General features: G+C 64.8%; 14 protein-coding genes. 9 read left to right on the top strand and 5 right to left on the bottom strand.

Features of this window, described 5'->3' with window-relative positions; translation table 11 throughout:
- The first annotated feature begins 164 nt into the window (after positions 1–164).
- The 5 genes from lysX (at position 165) to CH249_RS05795 (ending at position 6,675) form a co-directional block, all read left to right on the top strand.
- Positions 165–3,476, top strand: a complete 3,312-nt coding sequence (gene lysX / locus CH249_RS05815) for a bifunctional lysylphosphatidylglycerol synthetase/lysine--tRNA ligase LysX (protein WP_094646271.1) — start codon at positions 165–167, stop codon at positions 3,474–3,476.
- Between the two features lie 109 nt (positions 3,477–3,585).
- Positions 3,586–4,482 carry an alpha/beta fold hydrolase gene (locus CH249_RS05810; protein WP_176459181.1) on the top strand — a complete coding sequence of 299 codons (897 nt, stop codon included), beginning with the start codon at positions 3,586–3,588 and terminating at the stop codon, positions 4,480–4,482.
- 100 nt (positions 4,483–4,582) lie between these two features.
- Positions 4,583–5,587 (top strand): beta-ketoacyl-ACP synthase III, encoded by a 1,005-nt coding sequence (locus CH249_RS05805; RefSeq protein ID WP_032397016.1) that lies wholly within the window; start codon positions 4,583–4,585, stop codon positions 5,585–5,587.
- 173 nt (positions 5,588–5,760) lie between these two features.
- Positions 5,761–6,162, top strand: coding sequence for a PPOX class F420-dependent oxidoreductase (locus tag CH249_RS05800; RefSeq protein WP_045197803.1), 402 nt, complete (start codon positions 5,761–5,763; stop codon positions 6,160–6,162).
- A 51-nt stretch (positions 6,163–6,213) separates the two neighbouring features.
- Positions 6,214–6,675, top strand: a complete 462-nt coding sequence (locus CH249_RS05795; RefSeq protein WP_094682412.1) for a DUF4190 domain-containing protein — start codon at positions 6,214–6,216, stop codon at positions 6,673–6,675.
- Here the strand turns inward: CH249_RS05795 and CH249_RS05790 are convergent.
- A complete protein-coding gene (locus CH249_RS05790; RefSeq protein ID WP_094682413.1) occupies positions 6,664–7,890 on the bottom strand; it encodes an MFS transporter in 1,227 nt (408 codons plus the stop codon). The two genes, CH249_RS05795 and CH249_RS05790, sit on opposite strands and share 12 nt — an antisense overlap.
- Positions 7,891–7,972: 82 nt before the next feature.
- Between CH249_RS05790 and CH249_RS05785 the strand changes: the two genes are divergently transcribed.
- The 3 genes from CH249_RS05785 to CH249_RS05775 all read left to right on the top strand — a co-directional run bounded on the left by CH249_RS05785 (position 7,973) and on the right by CH249_RS05775 (position 11,096).
- Positions 7,973–8,884: a LysR family transcriptional regulator gene (locus CH249_RS05785; protein WP_256988125.1), complete on the top strand. Its 912-nt coding sequence runs from the start codon at positions 7,973–7,975 to the stop codon at positions 8,882–8,884.
- Positions 8,885–8,888: 4 nt separating this feature from the next.
- On the top strand, positions 8,889–9,485 hold the full coding sequence (locus tag CH249_RS05780; protein ID WP_094682415.1) for a histidine phosphatase family protein: 597 nt from the start codon (positions 8,889–8,891) through the stop codon (positions 9,483–9,485).
- Positions 9,486–9,590: 105 nt separating this feature from the next.
- Positions 9,591–11,096 (top strand): phage infection protein, encoded by a 1,506-nt coding sequence (locus tag CH249_RS05775; RefSeq protein WP_094682416.1) that lies wholly within the window; start codon positions 9,591–9,593, stop codon positions 11,094–11,096.
- Here CH249_RS05775 and CH249_RS05770 read toward each other — a convergent pair.
- A complete protein-coding gene (locus CH249_RS05770; RefSeq protein WP_094682417.1) occupies positions 11,031–11,327 on the bottom strand; it encodes a putative quinol monooxygenase in 297 nt (98 codons plus the stop codon). The two genes, CH249_RS05775 and CH249_RS05770, sit on opposite strands and share 66 nt — an antisense overlap.
- A gap of 99 nt (positions 11,328–11,426) precedes the next feature.
- Here CH249_RS05770 and CH249_RS05765 point away from each other — a divergent pair, with 99 nt between their 5' ends.
- Entirely contained in the window at positions 11,427–12,953 is a 1,527-nt protein-coding gene (locus CH249_RS05765; protein WP_094682418.1) for an MFS transporter, read from the top strand.
- On the opposite strand, the gene CH249_RS05760 is transcribed toward CH249_RS05765, so the two are convergent.
- The 3 genes from CH249_RS05760 to gltB all read right to left on the bottom strand — a co-directional run bounded on the left by CH249_RS05760 (position 12,932) and on the right by gltB (position 20,071).
- Positions 12,932–13,837, bottom strand: coding sequence for a cutinase family protein (locus CH249_RS05760; protein WP_094682419.1), 906 nt, complete (start codon positions 13,835–13,837; stop codon positions 12,932–12,934). The genes CH249_RS05765 and CH249_RS05760 overlap by 22 nt on opposite strands.
- A gap of 200 nt (positions 13,838–14,037) precedes the next feature.
- The gene (locus tag CH249_RS05755; RefSeq protein ID WP_094682420.1) at positions 14,038–15,489 is read right to left on the bottom strand and encodes a glutamate synthase subunit beta; all 1,452 of its coding nucleotides are present in this window, start codon (positions 15,487–15,489) and stop codon (positions 14,038–14,040) included.
- Positions 15,482–20,071 carry a glutamate synthase large subunit gene (gene gltB / locus CH249_RS05750; RefSeq protein ID WP_094646264.1) on the bottom strand — a complete coding sequence of 1,530 codons (4,590 nt, stop codon included), beginning with the start codon at positions 20,069–20,071 and terminating at the stop codon, positions 15,482–15,484. The genes CH249_RS05755 and gltB overlap by 8 nt, the downstream gene beginning before the upstream one ends.
- Between the last annotated feature and the right edge of the window lie 128 nt (positions 20,072–20,199).

Here is a 20,199-nt window from a genome sequence, read left to right as displayed (position 1 = left end):
CGCCGCCCGCAACCGACCCGATGTCCACTCGATGTGACATCGACTGTCGAAAAGGCCACTGAACGTCACATTGAGTGGGCGGGGGTGCGGGCAATGGGCACCTGACTCGCCTTGGCGGGGATACCGTCTACGGTGCAAGTGCATTCTGACTTCGGGAGTGAGATATGACGGCGACAGCAGTTTCCTCGGAGCGGTCCGGGTCCATGGTTCCGCGGTCGTTCGTGCCACCCGAGCGCGGTCGTTTGAGTGAGGTTCCGCATATCGCGGGTCTGGTGCTCGGTGTGTTCGCGGTGTTGTTGTTTCTGTGGAGTCTGTCGCCGACTCTTCGTTTCCTGATTCACGTTCCGCGTGAGTACGTCGACAGCTATTACTTCGATGCTCCCGATACGAGTTTGTCGTGGGCGCTGGTGGTCGGTTTGTTGGCGGCGGCGTTGGCGAGCCGTAAGCGCATTGCGTGGTGGTTGCTGACGATCTATCTGGTGTTGTTGGCGATCACCAATGTGGTCGAGGGGATCACGGACAAGAGCGTCAATTCGTGGATTGCGCTGGCTGTCCATGTTGTGGTGACGGGGGTGTTGATCGCCGCGCGCAAGGAGTTCTACACGCGGGTGCGTCGTGGTGCGGTGTGGAAGGCACTCGGGGTGCTCGTGCTCGGCGCGGCCATCGGGACGGTGATCGGGTGGGCGCTGGTTGCGTTGTTCCCCGGGTCGTTGCCGGAGAGTCAGACGTTCCTGTGGGCGTTCAATCGCGTGACGGCGTTGGCGACGGTGGACAACGAGCAGTTCGACGGCAGGCCGAACGGCATCGTGAACACGGCCCTCGGGCTGTTCGGAGCGTTGGCGTTGTTGGGGGCTGTCGTCACGTTGTTTCGGTCGCAGCGGTCGAGCAACGCGCTCACCGGTCGCGACGAGTCCGCGCTGCGTGGCCTGCTCGACAAATGGGGTGCCGACGATTCCCTCGGCTACTTCGCCACTCGCCGCGACAAGGGCGTCATCTTCGCCACCAGCGGTAAGGCGGCGGTGACGTATCGCGTCGAGGTCGGCGTCTGTCTGGCCAGTGGTGACCCGATCGGCAATCCCGAGGCGTGGCCGCATGCGATCTCGGAATGGTTGGACCTGGCCGAGAAATACGGCTGGACCCCAGCTGTCATGGGCGCCAGCGAGATCGGCGCGACCGCGTACAAGCGGGCCGGACTGAGTGTCCTCGAACTCGGCGACGAAGCGATCCTGAAAACCAAGGATTTCAACCTCAATGGACGCGAGATGCGCCCCGTGCGTCAGGCGGTCAACCGGGCTCGTAAAGCGGGTGTCGTGGTCACCGTGCGTCGTCATCGTGACATTTCGTCGGAGGAGATGTCGGAGATCATTGCCTGCGCGGATGCGTGGCGCGATACCGAAACCGAGCGTGGGTTCTCGATGGCGTTGGGTCGACTGGGTGATCCGCTCGACGGCGATTGTCTTCTGGTGCAGGCAGTTCAGGGCGAGAAGGTGATCGGCGTCCTCTCGCTGGTGCCGTGGGGTCGCACCGGTGTGTCCTTGGATCTGATGCGTCGTGATCCGGCGTCGCCCAACGGGGTGATCGAACTGATGGTGACCGAGCTCGCCACCAGCGCCGATCAATTCGGGGTCGGCAAGATCTCGCTGAACTTCGCGGTGTTCCGCGCGGCGTTCGAGGAGGGCAGCCGGATCGGTGCCGGGCCGGTGTTGCGAATCTGGCGCAGCGTGCTGGTGTTCTTCTCTCGGTGGTGGCAGCTCGAGGCCCTGTATCGCTCGAACGTGAAGTACCTTCCGGAATGGGAGCCGCGCTACCTCTGCTTCGCCGACAATCGGGTGTTGCCCAAGGTCGGCGTCGCGTCGGCCATCGCCGAGGGCTTCTTGACCCTGCCGACCTTCCGACGCGCCTCGAAGCACACCGGTTCTCACGTTGCGGTGCCCGCGGCTCTGGCCGACGCCGACGACATTCATCCCGACGGCAGCGGCCCCGACAGCGTCCCGGACGAGCCGACACCGGGCCGTAAGCGTCCCGACCAGGTGCGCGTACGCATGTCGAAACTCGATCGTCTCGAACGCGAGGGCACCGAGGGCTATCCCGTCGCCTATCCCCCGACGCATACGGTCGAGGCGGCGGTGGCCTCGCCGCAGGGCACAACGGTACGAATTGCCGGACGCATCCTGCGGATTCGCGACTACGGCGGTGTCGTATTCGCTGTGGTGCGTGACTGGTCGGCCGATATCCAGGTTCTCTTCGACCGCGATCGCGTCGGGGATTCGATCGAGAACTTCGACGCCGATTTCGACCTCGGCGATCTCATCGAGGTCAGTGGCGCGATCGGCCGCAGCAAGCGTGGGGAGCTGTCGCTGCTCGCGACGGACTGGCGAATGAATGCCAAGTGCTTGCATCCACTGCCGGACAAGTATCGCGGACTCACCGACCCGGAAGCTCGGGTGCGGCAACGCTACGTCGATCTGGCGATCAATCGCGATGCTCGTGCACTGATGATCGCCCGATCCAATGTCGTGAAGTCACTTCGTGATTCGCTCGGCGAGCGCGGATACATGGAGGTCGAGACACCGATTCTGCAGCAGGTTCACGGCGGTGCCAACGCAGCACCGTTCGTCACCCACATCAATGCCTACAACCTCGACCTCTACCTGCGGATCGCACCGGAGCTCTATCTCAAACGCCTGTGTGTCGGCGGCATGGAGAAGGTGTTCGAGATCGGCCGCGTGTTCCGCAACGAAGGCGCGGACTTCAAGCACAACCCCGAGTTCACGATCCTCGAGGCCTACGAGGCCCACAGCGACTACGAACGCGCAATGGTGTTGTGCCGCGAGCTGATTCAGCGAGCAGCCGTTGCCGCGCACGGACGCGAGATCATCCTGCGCCCGGACGGCCCGAACGGAGAAATGATCGAGATCGACATCTCCGGCGAATGGCCGGTCAAGACGTTGCACGGTGCCGTCGCCGAGAAGTTGGGAGTGCCCGTCGAACCGGCGACTCCTCTGGAGGAGCTGCAACGCCTGTGCGACGAGAACGACATTCCGTACGAGAAGACCTGGGATGCTGGGGCCGTCGCGCAGGGAATGTACGAACATCTCGTCGAGGACTACACCGAATTCCCCACTTTCTACAAGGACTTCCCGACGTCGATGTCGCCGTTGACGAGGCCGCATCGGAGCATTCCGGGCGTCGCCGAGAAGTGGGATCTCGTCGCGTGGGGTGTGGAGCTGGGTACCGCGTACAGCGAGCTGACCGACCCTGTCGATCAGCGACAGCGCCTCACCGAACAGTCGCTGTTGGCGGCCGGCGGTGACGAGGAAGCGATGAGCCTGGACGAGGATTTTCTGCAAGCACTCGAGCACGGGATGCCGCCGACCGGCGGTCTCGGCATGGGAGTCGACCGGGTCGTCATGCTCATCACCGGTGGCAGCATTCGGGAAACGCTCGCGTTCCCCCTGGCCAAGCCGCGTCAATGACCTTCCCTCGTGACCGATCCACGCACACGAGTGTGCAAAACGGGGAAAATGATGGAAACTGGAGCGTGAAACAGTCGACAGGTCGGTAGAGCATCGTGGAGTACCAAACATGGACAGCGGGGATCGAGCCGAACGCAGTGCGTTGTTTCCCGTGAAACATCCTCCCGGTCAGTACGTCGAGGTGGACGGGCAACGTCTGCATCTGTTCGTACGCGGAACCGGCCCCACGGTCGTCCTGTGCGGAGGCCTCGGCAGTAACTGGTTCGACTGGAACGACACCGTCGACATCCTGAGCGCCCACCATCACGTGGTCGTTCTCGACCGCCCCGGCTTCGGACTCAGCGACCCCTTGCCCGCCGGTGCCACACCCACCGTCCGCGGGGAGGCAGACCGAATCATCGGTGTCCTCGACGCACTCGGAGTCACCGACCCGGCCGTCGTGGTAGGTCATTCGATAGCCGGCTTCTACGCAGAAGCTGTGGCCCGGCTGTACCCGTCGCGCACCCGCGGAATTCTGTTGCTCGATTCCAGCGCCGAATCCGACCCCAGACGCTTCGTCCCGACCGTCGTGCGCGTCGAGGCTGCCCACGTCATCGCCACCGCGCTCAGCAAGACCGGCCTGCAGAAGCTGGTCGGACCGCGTGTGCGACGCGTCCTCAATCAGGCGACACCGCCCGACGGCACACCGCAGGAGACGTTCGACTGGGTCGACGACATCTATCGACGACCCACCTACCTCGCCGCCGCCCTGGTGGAGGACGTCGTCTACCCGGACCTCGCCGCCGAACTGAACAGAATGCGGAAGCGTTCGCCCCTCGTCGTTCCGGTCATCGTCGCCGCAGCCCACACCGGACGACCCTCCCCGTGGGGCAAGCGATGGATCAAGACTCAACGCAAGCTGGCCGCGTATCTGCGGGCCGACTTCACTGTCGTCATGCCCGCCCACCACCACGCCATGATCGACAAGCCCGCCGAGGTCGCAGCCCTCATCACCGAACTGGTGTGAACTCCTCGAGGCGACGCACGTAACGTGTGTCACCGAGCCCGTAGCCCAAGACCCGAGCCGAAGCTCGGCGATGGCGCGGTAGCACGAGAGGAAATTGAAGATGGGTGCGATCAGCACGACGCAGGGACGACAGTCGAAACTACTCGGACTCGGCGTTCACCGCCCCGAGAGAGTCGTGACCAACGACGAGATCTGTGAATTCATCGACTCGAGCGACGAGTGGATCCAGACGCGGTCCGGAATCAAGAACCGGCGCTTCGCCGATCCCAAGGAAAACGTCGTCGAGATGTCCATCGCGGCAGGTCGTAAGGCCCTCGAAGCCAGCGGAATCACCGCCGACCAAGTCGACACCGTCATCGTCGCCACCTCGACGCATCTCGAACTCACACCCCAAGCAGCTGCAAAAGTAGCGCACGGACTCGGCACCAAGGGGCCGGCCGCATTCGACATCTGCGCCGGCTGCGCGGGCTTCTGCTACTCCCTCGCCGTCGCATCGGACCTGGTCAAGGCCGGAACGTCCAAGTACGTCCTCGTCATCGGTGCAGAACAGCTCAGCGTCACCACCGACCCCTACGACCGCACCACCCGCTTCATCTTCGCCGACGGCGCCGGTGCCGTGGTCGTCGGCCAGAGCGACGAAACCGAGATCGGACCCGCCGTCTGGGGCTCCGACGGCTCGCAATCCGACGCCATCGTCCAGACCACCGACTGGTACGACTACATCACCGAAGAAGGCCTCGAGCGCCCCTGGATCCGAATGAACGGAATCTCCGTCTTCCGCTGGGCCGCATTCGAGATGGGTAAAGCCGCGCAGCGAGTCCTCGACGTCGCCGGCATCAAGACCGACGAACTGCACGCCTTCATCCCCCACCAGGCCAACAGCCGCATCACCGAACTCCTCGCCAAGAGCCTGAACCTGAACGAGGACACACCCGTCGCCAATGACATCGCCGAAACCGGCAACACCTCGGCAGCCTCGATCCCCTTGGCCATGGAAGAACTCCTGCGCACCGGCAAAGCAAAAGCAGGAGACACAGCACTGCTACTCGCCTTCGGTGCCGGACTCTCCTACGCCGGACAGGTAGTCAAACTCCCCAACCTGTAGTCGCCGATCCACATCGGATGCACCCGATTCCCGAGTGCACACCTTTCACCCCAGTGCACTCGATGTGACATTGAGTGGCCTTTTCGGCAGTCAATGGCACATCGAGTGGACTCCGGGGGACGCTGTGGGGCGATTCGGGACCCAAGGCGGGGGTCGAGTCGTACTGTTGTCGTATGCCCAAGCCTCCGTTGCCCGATGCCGCTGTCGAATTGCTGAAGAAGGCCAATCCCGCGGTCATGGCGGTGGTTCGTGCAGATGGGACGCCGATCACCGCACCCACGTGGTATCTGTGGGAGGACGGGAAGGTCGTGCTCAATTTCGATGCGTCGCGGAAGCGTCTCGAGCACATCAAGGCGAATCCGAAGGTCTCGATTTCGGTGTTGGACGAGGCCAGTTGGTACACACATGTGACGGTGCACGGTTCGATCGAGTTGCGTGACGATCCCGATCTGGTCGACATCGATCGCATTTCGACGCATTACACCGGCGATCCGTATCCGGTTCGGGATCAGCCGCGCGTGACCGGATACGTCACTGTCGACGCCTATGTGGGGTGGGGCAAGCTCGGCACGTAGCGCCGAGGGAGAGCGGTTGCGACTGCTGTCTCCAGGTGCCACACTCCCGCCATGGGCTATCCGCAGGGTGAGAGCAACGATCCGTTCGACGCAGTGAACAAGGATCAGCCGTACGGCGGGCAGCAGTACCCGCCCTATCAGAACCCGAACCCCCAGTACCCGAACCCCCCGCAACAGAGCCCCCAGTACCCGAACCCGCAGCAACAGTATTCGCAGTACGGGAATGCGCCGTATGCCGGCGGGTATCAGGCTCCGGCGTCCACCAACACCTTGGCGATCGTGTCACTCGTGTTGGCGATTCTCGGTCTGACGTTCATTCCGTTGATTGCGTCGGTGTGCGCGGTGGTGTGTGGCCACATCTCGCGCGGTCAGATCAAGCGCACCGGCGAAGGCGGATCGGGTTTTGCGACGGCGGGCCTGATCGTGGGTTACGTCTCGATCGCGCTCTTCGTCGTCATCGTGGGTGCGATCGTCATTTTTGCCCTCGCTGCCGCAAACACGTCAAGCTACTGATACCGGCTTCGCCAATCGGCCGTTCATGCACGCGGCCCACACGCCTGCGATCACTGCCAACGCAATGACGAACAGCGCCAACGCGTTCCATCCCTTGGATTGGAAGACGACGCCGCCGATCCAGCCGACGACGGAGGATCCGCCGTAGTAGAAGAGGTTGTACAGCGACGTCGCCTGGGCTCGGCCGTGGACGGCTCGTTGTCCGGTCCATCCCGACGCGATGGCGTGGGCGGCAAAGAATCCCATGGTCAGGATCACCAAGCCGGTCAGAATGACGGCGAGATTCGACGCCATCGTCAGGGCCACTCCGGCGATCATCGTGGCGGTGGATCCGGCGAGCACCACCGATCTGCCGTGCTTCGTCGCGAGATTGCCCGCTACCCGTGAGGACACGGTACCGCTGAGGTACGCCACGAAGATCAGGCTGATCAGAGACTGCGGGAGCCCGAAAGGCACGGCCTCCAAACGAAATCCGAGGTAGTTGTAGATCGCGACGAAGCCGCCCATCAGCAGAAATCCCTGGCCGTAGAGTGCCGCCATCCCCGGCTCGCGCAGGTTCACCCACAGCCGTCCGGGTAGGTCACGAATTTGGCTGTCCACGAGCGTCGTTCGCGGCTTCGGTGCGAGCCAGACGAACAGTCCGGCGGCCAACGCAGCGATCATCGACACGGTCAACGTGCCGATCCGCCAGTTGGTGTATTCCGCAACGGGTCCCGCGACGATGCGGCCGAGCAGTCCGCCGAGCGTCGTACCGGACACGTAGGTCGCCGCGGCCAGGGCTGTGTGCTTGTGATGGATCTCTTCGCTGAGGTACGCGATGGCGATGGCCGGAAGACCGCCCAGTGCAGCACCTTCGAAGAATCGAATCACCAGCAATACTTCGAGCGACGGCGCGAGCGGAACCAGCAGACCCAGCGCCGTGGCGGTGAGGATCGACGCCGTCATGGCCCGAACACGACCGATGCGGTCGGCCGCCACCGACCAGGGAATGACGGACACCGCAACGCCGACCGTCGCGAGCCCGACCGCGAGCGAGGACTGCGACGGCGTGATGTCGAGATTGGCGGCGATGAGGGGCAGAATGCCCTGCACCGAATAGAGCTGAGCGAACGTTGCGACTCCGGCGAACAGCAGTGCCAGCACGAGCCTGCGGTATTCGCGCGATCCCCTGGGGTGTCCCTCCCATCCGAGCACCTCGGGCTGCGTCGTGGTCATGCAGATCACGTTAGAAGCGCTCACGATATTCGTCCAATGCATGAGACCGGGCAAACCGATACACCGGCGATATGATTCGGGAATGCGTCGTGAAGCGATCGAACTCCTGCCGCTGCTACCGACTCTCGTCGCAGTGGCCGACACCGAACACATCACCGACGCCGCGCACGTCCTGGGCGTCCCACAGCCCACCGTCAGTCGGCAGGTCGCCCGCGCCTCGGCAATTCTGGGCGTCGACATCGTGGAACGACGCGGCCGCGGGATCGTGCTCACCAGCACCGGCCGAGTGCTCATTCCTTATCTCCAGCGGGCGTTGAGCGACATCGACGCCGGCATCGACGCCATGACCGAGCACGACGCCAGAGCCCGCGGCCGTATCGCGGTGGCGTTTCAGAACACCCTGGGCGAGGACGTCGTACCGGCGCTGATCCGCCAGTTCCGCGTCGACCACCCGGCCGTCACGTTCGATCTGGACCAGGGTGCCCGGGCACGCTGCCTCGACCGTCTCGCCGACGGGGTCTCCGACCTGGCGTTCGTCTCTCTCAGCGCCGAACACACCGAGCACAATTCGTTCCAGCTCTACGACGAGCGACTGATGCTGGTGGTTCCGGCCGATCATCGGCTGGCCACGCGCAGGTCGGTCGATCTGGCCGACACGGCCGACGAGAACTACATCGCGATGGGCCACGGCTTCGGGATGCGCTCGATCTGCGACGAGTTGTGGGCGGACGCCGGCTTCAGCCCGCGCATCGCCTTCGAGGGTCAGGACACCCACACGGTGCGCGGACTCGTCGGAGCCGGTCTCGGTATCGCCATTCTGCCGCGAATACGCGCGCACGGCGGTGAGGGCGGAACCGTGGACATCGGACTCACCCAACCGGCCGCGCGCAGGCGAATCGGCATGGTGTGGGATCCGCGGGCCGATTCGCCGCGTCAGGTGGCGGCATTTCGATCGATGGTGCTGCGCAGCGGCAGAACACTCGTGATTAGGTGAGTCGATGCAATTGGTTCTGGTGCGGCATGCCCTCCCGCAACGGTCGGAGACCTCGGCCGATCCCGCTCTGGCCGACCTCGGCGTCGAACAGTCCCAGCGAGTGCCGGGTGCCGTCGCCCGGTTCCCGATCTCGCGAGTCGTCTCGAGCTCGCAGCTACGCGCCGTCCGGACCGCGCAGCCTCTTGCCGATCGGCTCGGTCTGACCGTCGAGCCCGACGATCGCCTGACCGAATACGATCGCGACTTCGGCGGCTACGTCCCGATCGAGTCGGCCAAGACCGAATTCCGTGAGGCATTCGATCGCATCAAGGCAGGGTATCTCCCGGAGCAGGTCGACGAGCAGGCGTTTCGCCGGCGAGTCCTGGACGGTGTCGCCGATGTCGTCTCGGCGAGCGCACACACCGACACCGTGGCACTGTTCGCTCACGGCGGCGTGATCAACATCCTGCTGCAGGACATTCTGCAGACCCCGAAGGTACTCGGCTTCCCGATCGACTACTGCTCGGTGACGCGGGTGCTGTTCTCGCGCAGCGGCGCGAGGTCGGTCTCCTCGGTGAACGAAACCGAGCACGTGTGGGACCTGCTGCCCCGCAATCGGTAATCCACAGAGACCTCTTAAACTCCCAGGTCGAGGGCACAAAATAGGGCGTCGACGGTCGTCGGCTGGTCGGCGACGCTGCACCGTGCGGTTAGCCTCGAACTCATCATGGGTGAATTGCGTATCTTCCGACGTCCTGCCGTTGCTCTCACTGCGCTGGCGTTTCCTCTGGTAGCGGTAGGTGCCTTTGCACTGGGCACCGGCTACGACCTCGGTGGCGAGTCCGCGGCGACCACCACCGTCGTCGCCGACACCGAGCAGGCACCGGCAGCGGACCAGCAGACGGCCGATCCCCTGGCCGCGGCCAGGAGCAGCCTCAACAGCGCATCGCTGCCCATCACGTTCCTCTCCAGCGGTATCGGCCAGCTGACCGACGGCGGAACGCAGCTCAACGACGGCGTCGGGCAGCTCGCCGACGGCATCACCCAGGCGCACGACGGAACCATTCAGCTCGCCGATGGATTCGGGCAGTACCGCGACGGCATCGGGCAGCTCGGGGACGGCGCGTCGCAGATCAGCGGTGGCGTCGACCAGGTCGTCGATCAGCTCGCTGGCTTCGGCGCTCTGCAGGCCGATTTCACCGCCAAACTCGCCGCCACCGCTGACCAGGTCGATCGATTCCCGCACCCGGGATCGGACGCCATCTCCGGTGAGATCCGCGGGGTCATCGACACTCTGAACACGCAGGCTTTCGGGCCCGACACCCTCGCCCAGCTGCAGACCCTCAAGAGCGGTGCTCAGCAGCTGTCCTCCGAACTCAACGACCCCAACAGTCAGTTCCTCGGAGCCACCGCCCAACTCGGCGACGCGACCGTGCAGTTGCGTGACGGACTGGGCCAACTCGACGACGGCGGCCAGCAGCTCAAGGCCGGCACCGATCAGCTCGTGACGTCGGTCGAACCGGTCGAGGGAATCGTCAACGGCATCGCCACCAATGTGCGCGACGCCTCCGCGGCACTTCCGCAGGGAACCACTGCCGCTACCGACGACGCAGCGTCGGACCAGAACATTGCGGCCACGTCGTCGAGCACCGGAACCGGTGCCACCCCGTATCTGATCGCTGCACTGATCGCGCTCGGGGCTCTCGGGTGCGTCAGTCTCGTGCGGGTTCTGGGCAGGGACAGCAAGCCTCGCTGGCTCGCCGTGGCCGCAGCGGTCGCCGCAGTGGGCATCAGCGCCGCCGTTGCGTTCGCCTTCGCCACCGACGCCGCCCTCGGGCCGGTCCTGGGAGCGGGTGCGTTCCTGATCGTCTCGGCTGCGGCCTACCTCGCCGCAGCGGGAGCGATCCAACGGGTGCTCGGTGCCGTGATCGGCCAGATCGTCAACGTCGCCGCGCTCGCGGTGCAGGTCGTCGTCTGTGGCTTTGCGTACGCGTCGACGGCACCGATCTGGGGCGATCTCGCCGCCTTCATGCCCATGAGCTACACCGCCGCCGGAGCCCGCGTCATCGCGTCGGGCGAGATGAGCGGGACCGGCTGGCTCGCGATCGGAGCCACGGTGGCACTGCTGTCCGTCTCGGCGCTCGTGTACGCGAGCGCGCGGGCTGACTCAGCCGACGGGTCGGAGCGGATGGATGGCGGGCGGGGCCGCGAGATGGGCCCCGAACTCGCTTAACGCCTGCTGCAGGTGCGGGGTCTGCATGTGACCGTCGAGGTCCTCCTGCGACTTCCACACCTCGACGGTGATGAAGGTCCCCGGCTCGACCGCCGACTCGAACAGCTCGTAGGAGATGTTTCCGTCTTCCTTCCGAGATTCGGCAACCAGGGCCGACAGCCCGTCGCGCACGGCGTCGATGGCATCCGGCTTGGCGATGATCGTCGCGACTACCTTCAGATCGTTGGTCATGAGGTGATTTTTCCTTCGTTCGGCGAGAGACATGTTTCTTCACCGAACGTACTCCCGATCCCCCTAAGCTGAGGTGTCCATTCGGGAAGGGAAACCACAGTGAGCCAGACGGCAACCGACCAGCGCGCCACCGGTAAGGAGTGGCTCGGCCTCGCAGTGCTGGTGGTGCCGATTCTCGTCGTGTCGATGGACATGTCGGTGTTGTACCTGGCCCTGCCGTTCATGACGGCCGATCTCGAACCCACCAGCAATCAGTCGTTGTGGATTCTCGACATCTACGGATTTCTGCTTGCCGGCCTACTGATCACCATGGGCTCGCTGGGCGATCGCATCGGCAGGCGCACCCTGCTCATGATCGGTGCCGTCGTGTTCGGAGTGGCGTCTCTGGCCGCGACGTTCTCCACCTCTCCCGAGATGCTGCTCGCGGCGCGCGCTCTGCTGGGAATCGGCGGAGCCACCATTGCGCCGAGCACACTGTCGTTGATCCGCAACATGTTTCACGACCCCACTCAGCGAAAGGAAGCCATCGGCCTGTGGACTGCCGGCTTCGCCGGTGGAGCAGCAGTGGGCCCTGTCATCGGCGGTGTTCTGCTCGAACACTTCTGGTGGGGCTCGGTGTTCCTGATCAACATTCCGATCATGGTGGTACTTTTCGTCGCCGCCCCGTTTCTGGTCCCCGAGTTCAAGGACTCCGACCCCGGGAAGTTCGATCCCATCAGCGTGATTCTCGCTATCTCCTCGATGCTCTCGATCGTGTTCGCCATCAAACACGGCGCACAGGAGGGGATCGACGCGGCAACGATCGTCACCGCCCTCGTCGGGCTGACGCTCGGTGCAGTGTTCGTCATCCGGCAACGGAAGGCAGCACACCCTTTGATCGACGTCACGCTGTTCGCCGAACGTGCCTTCAGTGCAGCCGTCGTCGTGCAGTTCCTGGTGATCTTCGCGATGACCGGCTTCAGCCTGTTCGCCGCGCAGTATCTCCAGCTGGTAGTCGGGCTCGGGCCGCTCGAGGCCGGATTGTGGTTGTTGATTCCCGCCGCGGCTGCAGCGACCGGAGCTGTGTTGGCACCGACGATGAGTAAGGTCATCCATACGGGCACCATCATCGCCTGCGGCCTGGCTTTCATCGGATTCGGTTGTGTGGCAATGGTCTTCGTCACCAGCGACTCGGGCCTACCGTTACTCCTGACCGGGATGGCTCTGCTGACGTTCGGCATCGGCGCGGCGTCGACGCTCAACTCCGACATCGTCCTGACTGCCGCGGCACCCGAAAAGGCCGGTGCCGCATCGGCACTGTCGGAAACCGGAGCCGAACTGGGCGGTGCCGTGGGTATCGCGATCCTCGGCACGATCGGCAGCACCGTCTACCGGCACCGCATGGACGACGCCATCCCCGCGGGTACCCCTGCCGAGATAGCGGACCCCGCACGAGAAACCATAGGCGGCGCCGTCGCCGTCGCGGACTACCTGCCCGAGCCGTTCGCCTCGCAACTGACCACCGTCGCGAACTCGTCGTTCGTCGACGGCTTCAACCTCGCGGCCGGCTGGAGCGCCGGTCTGATGGCCGTCAGCGCTGTGGCGGTTTTCGTGCTGCTACGCCGTCAGACCGCGTCGGCGAGGTAGCGCGCCAACCACCGAGTCGCGGACTGGCCGCCCCCGACGTCGTAGCTCTGGTACTCCTGGTGGATACCCGAACGGTAGAACGCCTCGATCTCACGCTGACGCTGAGCGTTCGCCTGGTCGGTGAGCTGGCCCTGCAACACCGGCAGACCACCGGCCGCGGCGAGGTCCGCGATCAGGGACTGCGCTTCCTGCGAGTACTGATCGGCGACGTTCGGCGCGGGGTTGGACGAGACGGCCAAGAAGCCGGCCAGCCGCGCGACGTAATCGTCCTTGGGCGTCGAGCAGTACAGGTCGCCGACGGCACAGAACGTTCGCACCACGGGGCTGACGTAGCCGAATCCACCGACGCGGGGTCCGCCGACCCCAGTTCCGACCACGGCGGGTCCCACGAGAGCGTCGGTATCGGAGCGCTTCGGGTCGGAGATCAGCCCCACGGCGACCACCTTGTCCGCGGGCACCACGCCCACTCCGGTGCCGATGGCCGCGGCGAGATCGCCCGCCGCGTCGGCACCCTGGCTGTACCCGATGATGCCCAGTTTCGTTGCGCCACAACGATCCACCATGGCCTCGAGCATGCCGCCCGCGTTGGCGACGGCTTCGGCACGCGATTGCCCGTACACCTCGCCCTCCCATGGGAACGCGGTCGCGGGATACGAGACGTAGTCGGTGCGGATGTCGCCACCGAGACGATCGGTGACGTCGGTCAGCATGCCCGGCTTGGGGGCCGCACCCGAGCTGGTCTCCCAGGTGCCAGGAATGGCCACGACGTACATCGCCGGACAATCGGCCGGGTCTGCGGCGGCGGGCGATGCCGCTCCGACGACCAGGCCGGATGCAACAGCTGCAGCGACGCCGATACCGGCGCAGATCTTCTTGACACTCATGGGAGGGGGCCTCACTGGTGGTCGAACGCGCTTCGTTGTTCGATCACCACAATGACAGCGGCCTGTGACCATCAGATGCCTACATGGTTAACGGACGTAACCGTGTGTCGAATGGCAGCGGAAAGCAGACGAACTCGAAGTTGTGGACGGAATCGGACCTCGATCCGTCCACAACTTCGAGCTCGGCGGAGAAACGCGACTTACCGCTGCGGTGCCTGAGTGGGCACGATCGGTGCCGGTAGCGCCGTTGCTCCCTGCAGGAAGGTGTCGACGGCGGCCGCGCAGGAGCGGCCCTCGGCGATGGCCCACACGATGAGCGACTGGCCGCGGCCCATGTCGCCGGCCACAAACACGCCGGGGACGTTGGTGACCCACTCGTTGGTGCGCTCGACGTTGCCGCGCTGGTTGAAGTCGACACCCAGGTCGGTCAGCAGGCCGCCCTTCTCCGGTCCGACGAATCCCATGGCGAGCAGAACCAGATCGGCTTCGAGGGTGAATTCACTGCCCTCGACCTTCTCGAACTTGCCCGCCTTGAACTCGACCTCACAGGCCTCGAGTGCGGTGACCTTGCCGTCCTCGCCGACGAAACGCTCGGTGTTGACGGAGAAGACGCGTTCGCCACCCTCTTCGTGAGCCGAGGCCACCCGGTACATCAGTGGGTACGTCGGCCACGGGGTGGACGTCGCACGCTCCTCGGGCGGGCGGGCCATGATCTCGAACTGGTGGACGCTTTCTGCGCCCTGACGGTGCGAGGTACCGAGGCAGTCGGCCCCGGTGTCGCCGCCGCCGATGATGACGACCTTCTTGCCCTCGGCGCTCACCGGCGGCGCGGCGAAGTCGCCCTGCTGGACGCGGTTGGCGTGCGGCAGGAACTCCATGGCCTGGTAGATGCCGTCGAGCTCGCGGCCCTCGATGGGCAGGTCGCGCCATGCGGTGGCACCGCCGGAGAGGACCACGGCATCGAACTGCTCACGCAGTTCGTCGGCCGAGATGTCGACGCCCACATCCACACCGGTGCGGAAGACGGTGCCCTCGGCCTCCATCTGCGCCAGGCGACGGTCGATGTGGCGCTTCTCCATCTTGAACTCGGGGATACCGTATCGCAGCAATCCGCCGATGCGATCTGCCCGCTCGAACACCGTGACGGTGTGCCCGGCGCGGGTGAGCTGCTGCGCTGCAGCGAGTCCCGCGGGTCCGGAGCCGACGACGGCGACGGTCTTGCCGGTCAGATGCGTCGGGTAGACCGGCGTGACCCAGCCCTCTTCGAAGGCCTTGTCGATGATCTCGACCTCGACCTGCTTGATGGTGACCGGATCCTGATTGATACCCAGGACACACGCCGCCTCGCACGGGGCGGGGCACAACCGACCGGTGAATTCCGGGAAGTTGTTGGTGGCGTGCAATCGATCGATGCTGTCGCGCCAGCGGTCCTTGAACACCAGGTCGTTCCACTCGGGAATCAGGTTACCCAGCGGGCAGCCGTTGTGGCAGAACGGAATACCACAGTCCATGCATCGACTGGCCTGCGTGCGCAAGGTGTCCTTCGAGAAGTCCTCGTAGACCTCTTTCCAGTCCATCAGGCGCAGGTCGACAGGGCGCCGCTTCGGCACTTCGCGGGCCGTGTTCTTCAGAAATCCCTGTGGGTCACCCACGAGCTGCCTCCATGATCGCTTCGTCCACGTCCGCGCCGTTCTTCTCGGCTTCGGAAATGGCCAGCAGTACCTTCTTGTAGTCGCGAGGCATGACCTTCACGAAATGGTTCACCTGCTGTGACCAATCCGCGAGGATCCGCTCGGCCACCTCGGAGCCGGTCTGCTCCTGATGGCGGGTGACGATGTCCTTCAGCCAGGTGAACTCGTCACCTTCGAGCTCCTCGATGTCGACCAGCTCGGTATTGAGGTTGGCCTCGAACGTCTTGTTCGGATCGAACACGAACGCGACTCCGCCGGACATACCGGCACCGAAGTTGCGGCCCGTCGAGCCGAGGATGACGACCTTGCCGCCGGTCATGTACTCGCAGCCGTGATCTCCGACGCCTTCGACGACCGCAACGGCACCGGAGTTACGAACGGCGAAACGCTCGCCGACGACGCCGCGGATGAGAGCCTCACCGCTGGTGGCACCGAACAGGAACACGTTGCCACCGATGATGTTGTCCTCGGCGACGAATCCCTTCGGAGCATTCAGCGACGGACGCAACACCAGATGTCCACCGGAGAGTCCCTTGCCGACGAAGTCGTTGGCATCGCCGTTGAGTCGGAGCGTCATACCAGAGGGCACGAACGCACCGAAACTGTTGCCGGCCGAGCCGGTGAAGGTGATCTCGATGGTGTCGTCCGGCAGACCGACGCCGCCGTACGCCTTGGTGACCTCGTGCCCCAGCATCGTGCCGACGGTGCGGTTGACGTTGGTGATCTTGGACTCGAACGCGACCTTCTCACCCCTGTCCAACGCATTGCGGCTGGCCGAGATGAGCTGCTGATCGAGAGCCTTGTCGAGACCGTGATCCTGGACGCCGGTGTTGTAGAGATTCTGGTTCATGAACGCCGACTCGACCTCTTCGAGGATCGGTGCCAGATCCAGCTTCGACGCCTTCCAATGCTCCTTGGCCGCGGTGGTGTCCAGCAGACCCACCTGCCCGACGGCCTCGTCGAGCGTGCGGAACCCGAGCTCGGCCATGAGCTCGCGAACCTCTTCGGCGATGAACATGAAGAAGTTCTCGACGAACTCCGGCTTGCCTGCGAAACGCTTGCGCAGCAACGGATTCTGAGTTGCAACACCGACGGGGCAGGTGTCGAGGTGGCACACGCGCATCATGATGCAGCCCGAGACGACGAGCGGAGCGGTGGCGAAACCGAACTCCTCGCCGCCGAGCAGAGCGGCCACCATGACGTCGCGGCCGGTCTTGAGCTGACCGTCCACCTGCACGACGATCCGATCGCGAAGCCCGTTGAGCAGCAACGTCTGCTGCGTTTCGGCCAAACCGAGCTCCCACGGTCCACCCGCGTGCTTGACCGACGTCAGCGGCGTCGCGCCGGTGCCGCCGTCGTGGCCCGAGATGAGCACCACGTCGGCGTGCGCCTTGGACACACCGGCGGCGACCGTTCCGACGCCGACCTCGGAGACCAGCTTCACGTGAATGCGGGCCTGCGGGTTGGCGTTCTTGAGGTCGTGGATCAGCTGCGCGAGATCCTCGATGGAGTAGATGTCGTGGTGCGGCGGCGGCGAGATCAGGCCGACGCCGGGCGTCGAATGCCGAACCTCGGCGACCCACGGGTACACCTTGTGCGCCGGAAGCTGGCCGCCCTCACCGGGCTTGGCTCCCTGCGCCATCTTGATCTGGATGTCGGTGCAGTTGGTCAGGTAGTGCGAGGTGACGCCGAAACGTCCCGACGCGACCTGCTTGATGGCACTGCGTCGCCAGTCACCGTTCTCGTCCGGCTCGAACCGCGAGACGTCCTCGCCGCCCTCACCGGAGTTCGAGCGCCCGCCGAGACGGTTCATCGCGATGGCGAGGGTCTCGTGCGCCTCGGCCGAGATGGAGCCGTAGCTCATCGCGCCCGTGGAGAAACGCTTGACGATCTCGCTGGCCGGCTCGACCTCGTCGATCGAAATAGCCTGTCGCTCTTCGGTCTTGAAGCGGAACAGACCGCGCAGCGACGCGAGGCGCTCGGACTGGTCGTCGACCATCTTCGTGTATTCCTTGAAGATGTCGTACTGACCGGTGCGAGTGGAATGCTGCAGCTTGAACACCGTGTCCGGGTTGAAGAGGTGGTACTCCCCTTCGCGACGCCACTGGTACTCACCGCCGGTTTCGAGCTCGCGGTGCGCACGCTCCTGACGGTTGTCCAGGTACGCCACCGCGTGCCGCGCTGCGACGTCGTCGGCGACCTGATCGAGATCGATACCGCCGAGGTGGCTGTTGAGGCCGGTGAAGTACTCGTCGACCAGTTCCTGCGAGAGGCCGATGACCTGGAACAGCTGGGCTCCGGTGTACGACGCGAGGGTCGAGATGCCCATCTTGGACATCACCTTGAGTACCCCCTTGCCCGCGGCCTTGATGTAGTTGGCGACGGCCTTGTCGAACTCGATGTCGGTGAGGGCACCGCGCTCGATCATGTCCTCGATCGACTCGAACGCCATGTACGGGTTGACCGCTGCCGCACCGAATCCGATGAGCAGAGCCATGTGGTGCACCTCGCGGGCGTCACCGGCCTCGATGATCAGACCGACCTTGGTTCGGGTCTTCTCGCGGACGAGGTGATGGTGCACTGCCGAGGTGAGCAGCAGCGACGGAATCGGAGCGAGCTTCTCGCTGGACTCACGGTCCGAGAGCACGATGATCCGCGCGCCGCCCGAGATGGCAGCGGACACCTGAGCGCGGATGGCCTCCAACGACTTTCGGAGGCCCTCACCACCCTCGGACACCGGGTAGAGACCGCGCACGACCACCGAGCGCAGCTCTTCCTGCGTGCCCTCGTCGTTGATGTGGACGAGCTTGGCGAGGTCGTCGTTGTGCAGGATGGGCTGCGGAAGCACGATCTGCTTGCAGCTCTCGGCACCCGGGTTGAGCAGATCGCCCTCGGGTCCGATGGTGCCGCCGAGGCTGGTGACGATCTCCTCGCGGATGGCGTCGAGTGGCGGGTTGGTGACCTGCGCGAACAGCTGCGAGAAGTAGTCGAACAGCATCCGCGGGCGAGCCGACAGCACGGCGATCGGGGTATCGGTACCCATGGAACCGATGGCCTCGGCACCGGACTTCGCCATCGGCGAGACCAGTACGTTCAATTCCTCGGTGGTGTACCCGAAGATCTGCTGACGGATGAGCACGCGGTCGTGCGGCATGTGCACGTGCGGACGCTCGGGCAGGTCGTCGATCGAGGTCAGGCCCTCGTCGAGCCACTGCTGGTACGGATGCTCGGCGGCGAGCTCGTCCTTGATCTCGTCGTCGGAGACGATGCGGCCTTGCGCGGTGTCCACCAGGAACATGCGGCCCGGCTGCAGGCGAACCTTGCGGACGACCTTCGACGGATCGATGTCGAGCACGCCGACCTCGGAGGCCATGACGACCAGACCGTCGTCGGTGACCCACAGCCGGCTCGGGCGCAGGCCGTTGCGGTCGAGAACCGCGCCGATGACGGTGCCGTCGGTGAAGCACACCGAGGCCGGTCCGTCCCAGGGCTCCATCAACGAGGAGTGGTACTTGTAGAACGCCCGACGTGCGGGGTCCATGGACTCGTGCCGCTCCCAGGCCTCGGGAATCATCATCAGCACGGCGTGGGGCAGGCTGCGGCCGCCGAGGTGCAACAGCTCGAGCACCTCGTCGAAACGTGCTGTGTCACTTGCACCGTGGGTGACCACGGGGAAGATCTTCTCGAGAGCCTCGGAGCCACCGAACACGTCGGAGGTGATGAGTGCCTCGCGGGCGCGCATCCAGTTCTCGTTGCCGGTGGCGGTGTTGATCTCGCCGTTGTGGGCGACGCGGCGGAACGGATGTGCCAGCGGCCACGACGGGAACGTGTTGGTGGAGAAGCGCGAATGCACAAGTCCCAGTGCGCTTTCCACACGCTCGTCCTGCAGGTCCAAGTAGAAGCCCTTGAGCTGAGGCGTCGTCAGCATGCCCTTGTAGACGAACGTCTGCGAGGACAGCGACGGGAAGTACACGGTTTCGCGGCCGGGGCCGTCCTTGCCCGCGCCCTCTTCGCCCAGCTCGTGCTCGACGCGCTTGCGGATGACGAACGCGCGCCGCTCGAGGTCGAGGTCGGTGACCGACGCGTCGGGGGCCGCGAGGAACAGCTGACGGAAGGTCGGCATCGCGTCGCGCGCCAGAGCTCCGAGGGAGGAGTCGTCGGTGGGGACCTCACGCCAACCCAGAACCGACAGGCCCTCGCTCTCGACGATGCGCTCGACACCCTCGCAGGCACGCGCGGCATCGCTGCGGCCCTGGGGAAGGAACGCGACACCGGTCGCGTACGCGCCGGCAGCGGGGAGCTCGAAATCTACGACGGCGCGGAAGAACGCGTCCGGAACCTGGATCAGAATGCCCGCACCGTCACCGGTGTTCGGTTCGGAGCCGGCAGCACCGCGGTGCTCGAGGTTGACCAGTGCGGTGATCGCCTTCTCGACGATGTCGCGACTGCGTCGACCGTGCATGTCCACCACGAACGCGACACCACAGGAGTCGTGTTCGTTGACGGGATCGTAGAGGCCTTGCGGGCCCGGAGTGTGCTTCATACCTAGCCTTCGGATAAGTCCAGCCTTGATACTCGTCGGCGACGGTGTGGTGTAACCGGCTGCACGAACGGCCTGCGGTGCGTCCTCGCCGTTGAAGCAGCACCTGTCGATCGTCGACGCTTTCCCCT

Origin of the sequence: Rhodococcus sp. 05-2255-3B1, from assembly GCF_002258545.1 — a bacterium.
Lineage (GTDB): Bacteria > Actinomycetota > Actinomycetes > Mycobacteriales > Mycobacteriaceae > Rhodococcoides.
This window is presented reverse-complemented; position numbering and strand designations above follow the sequence as displayed.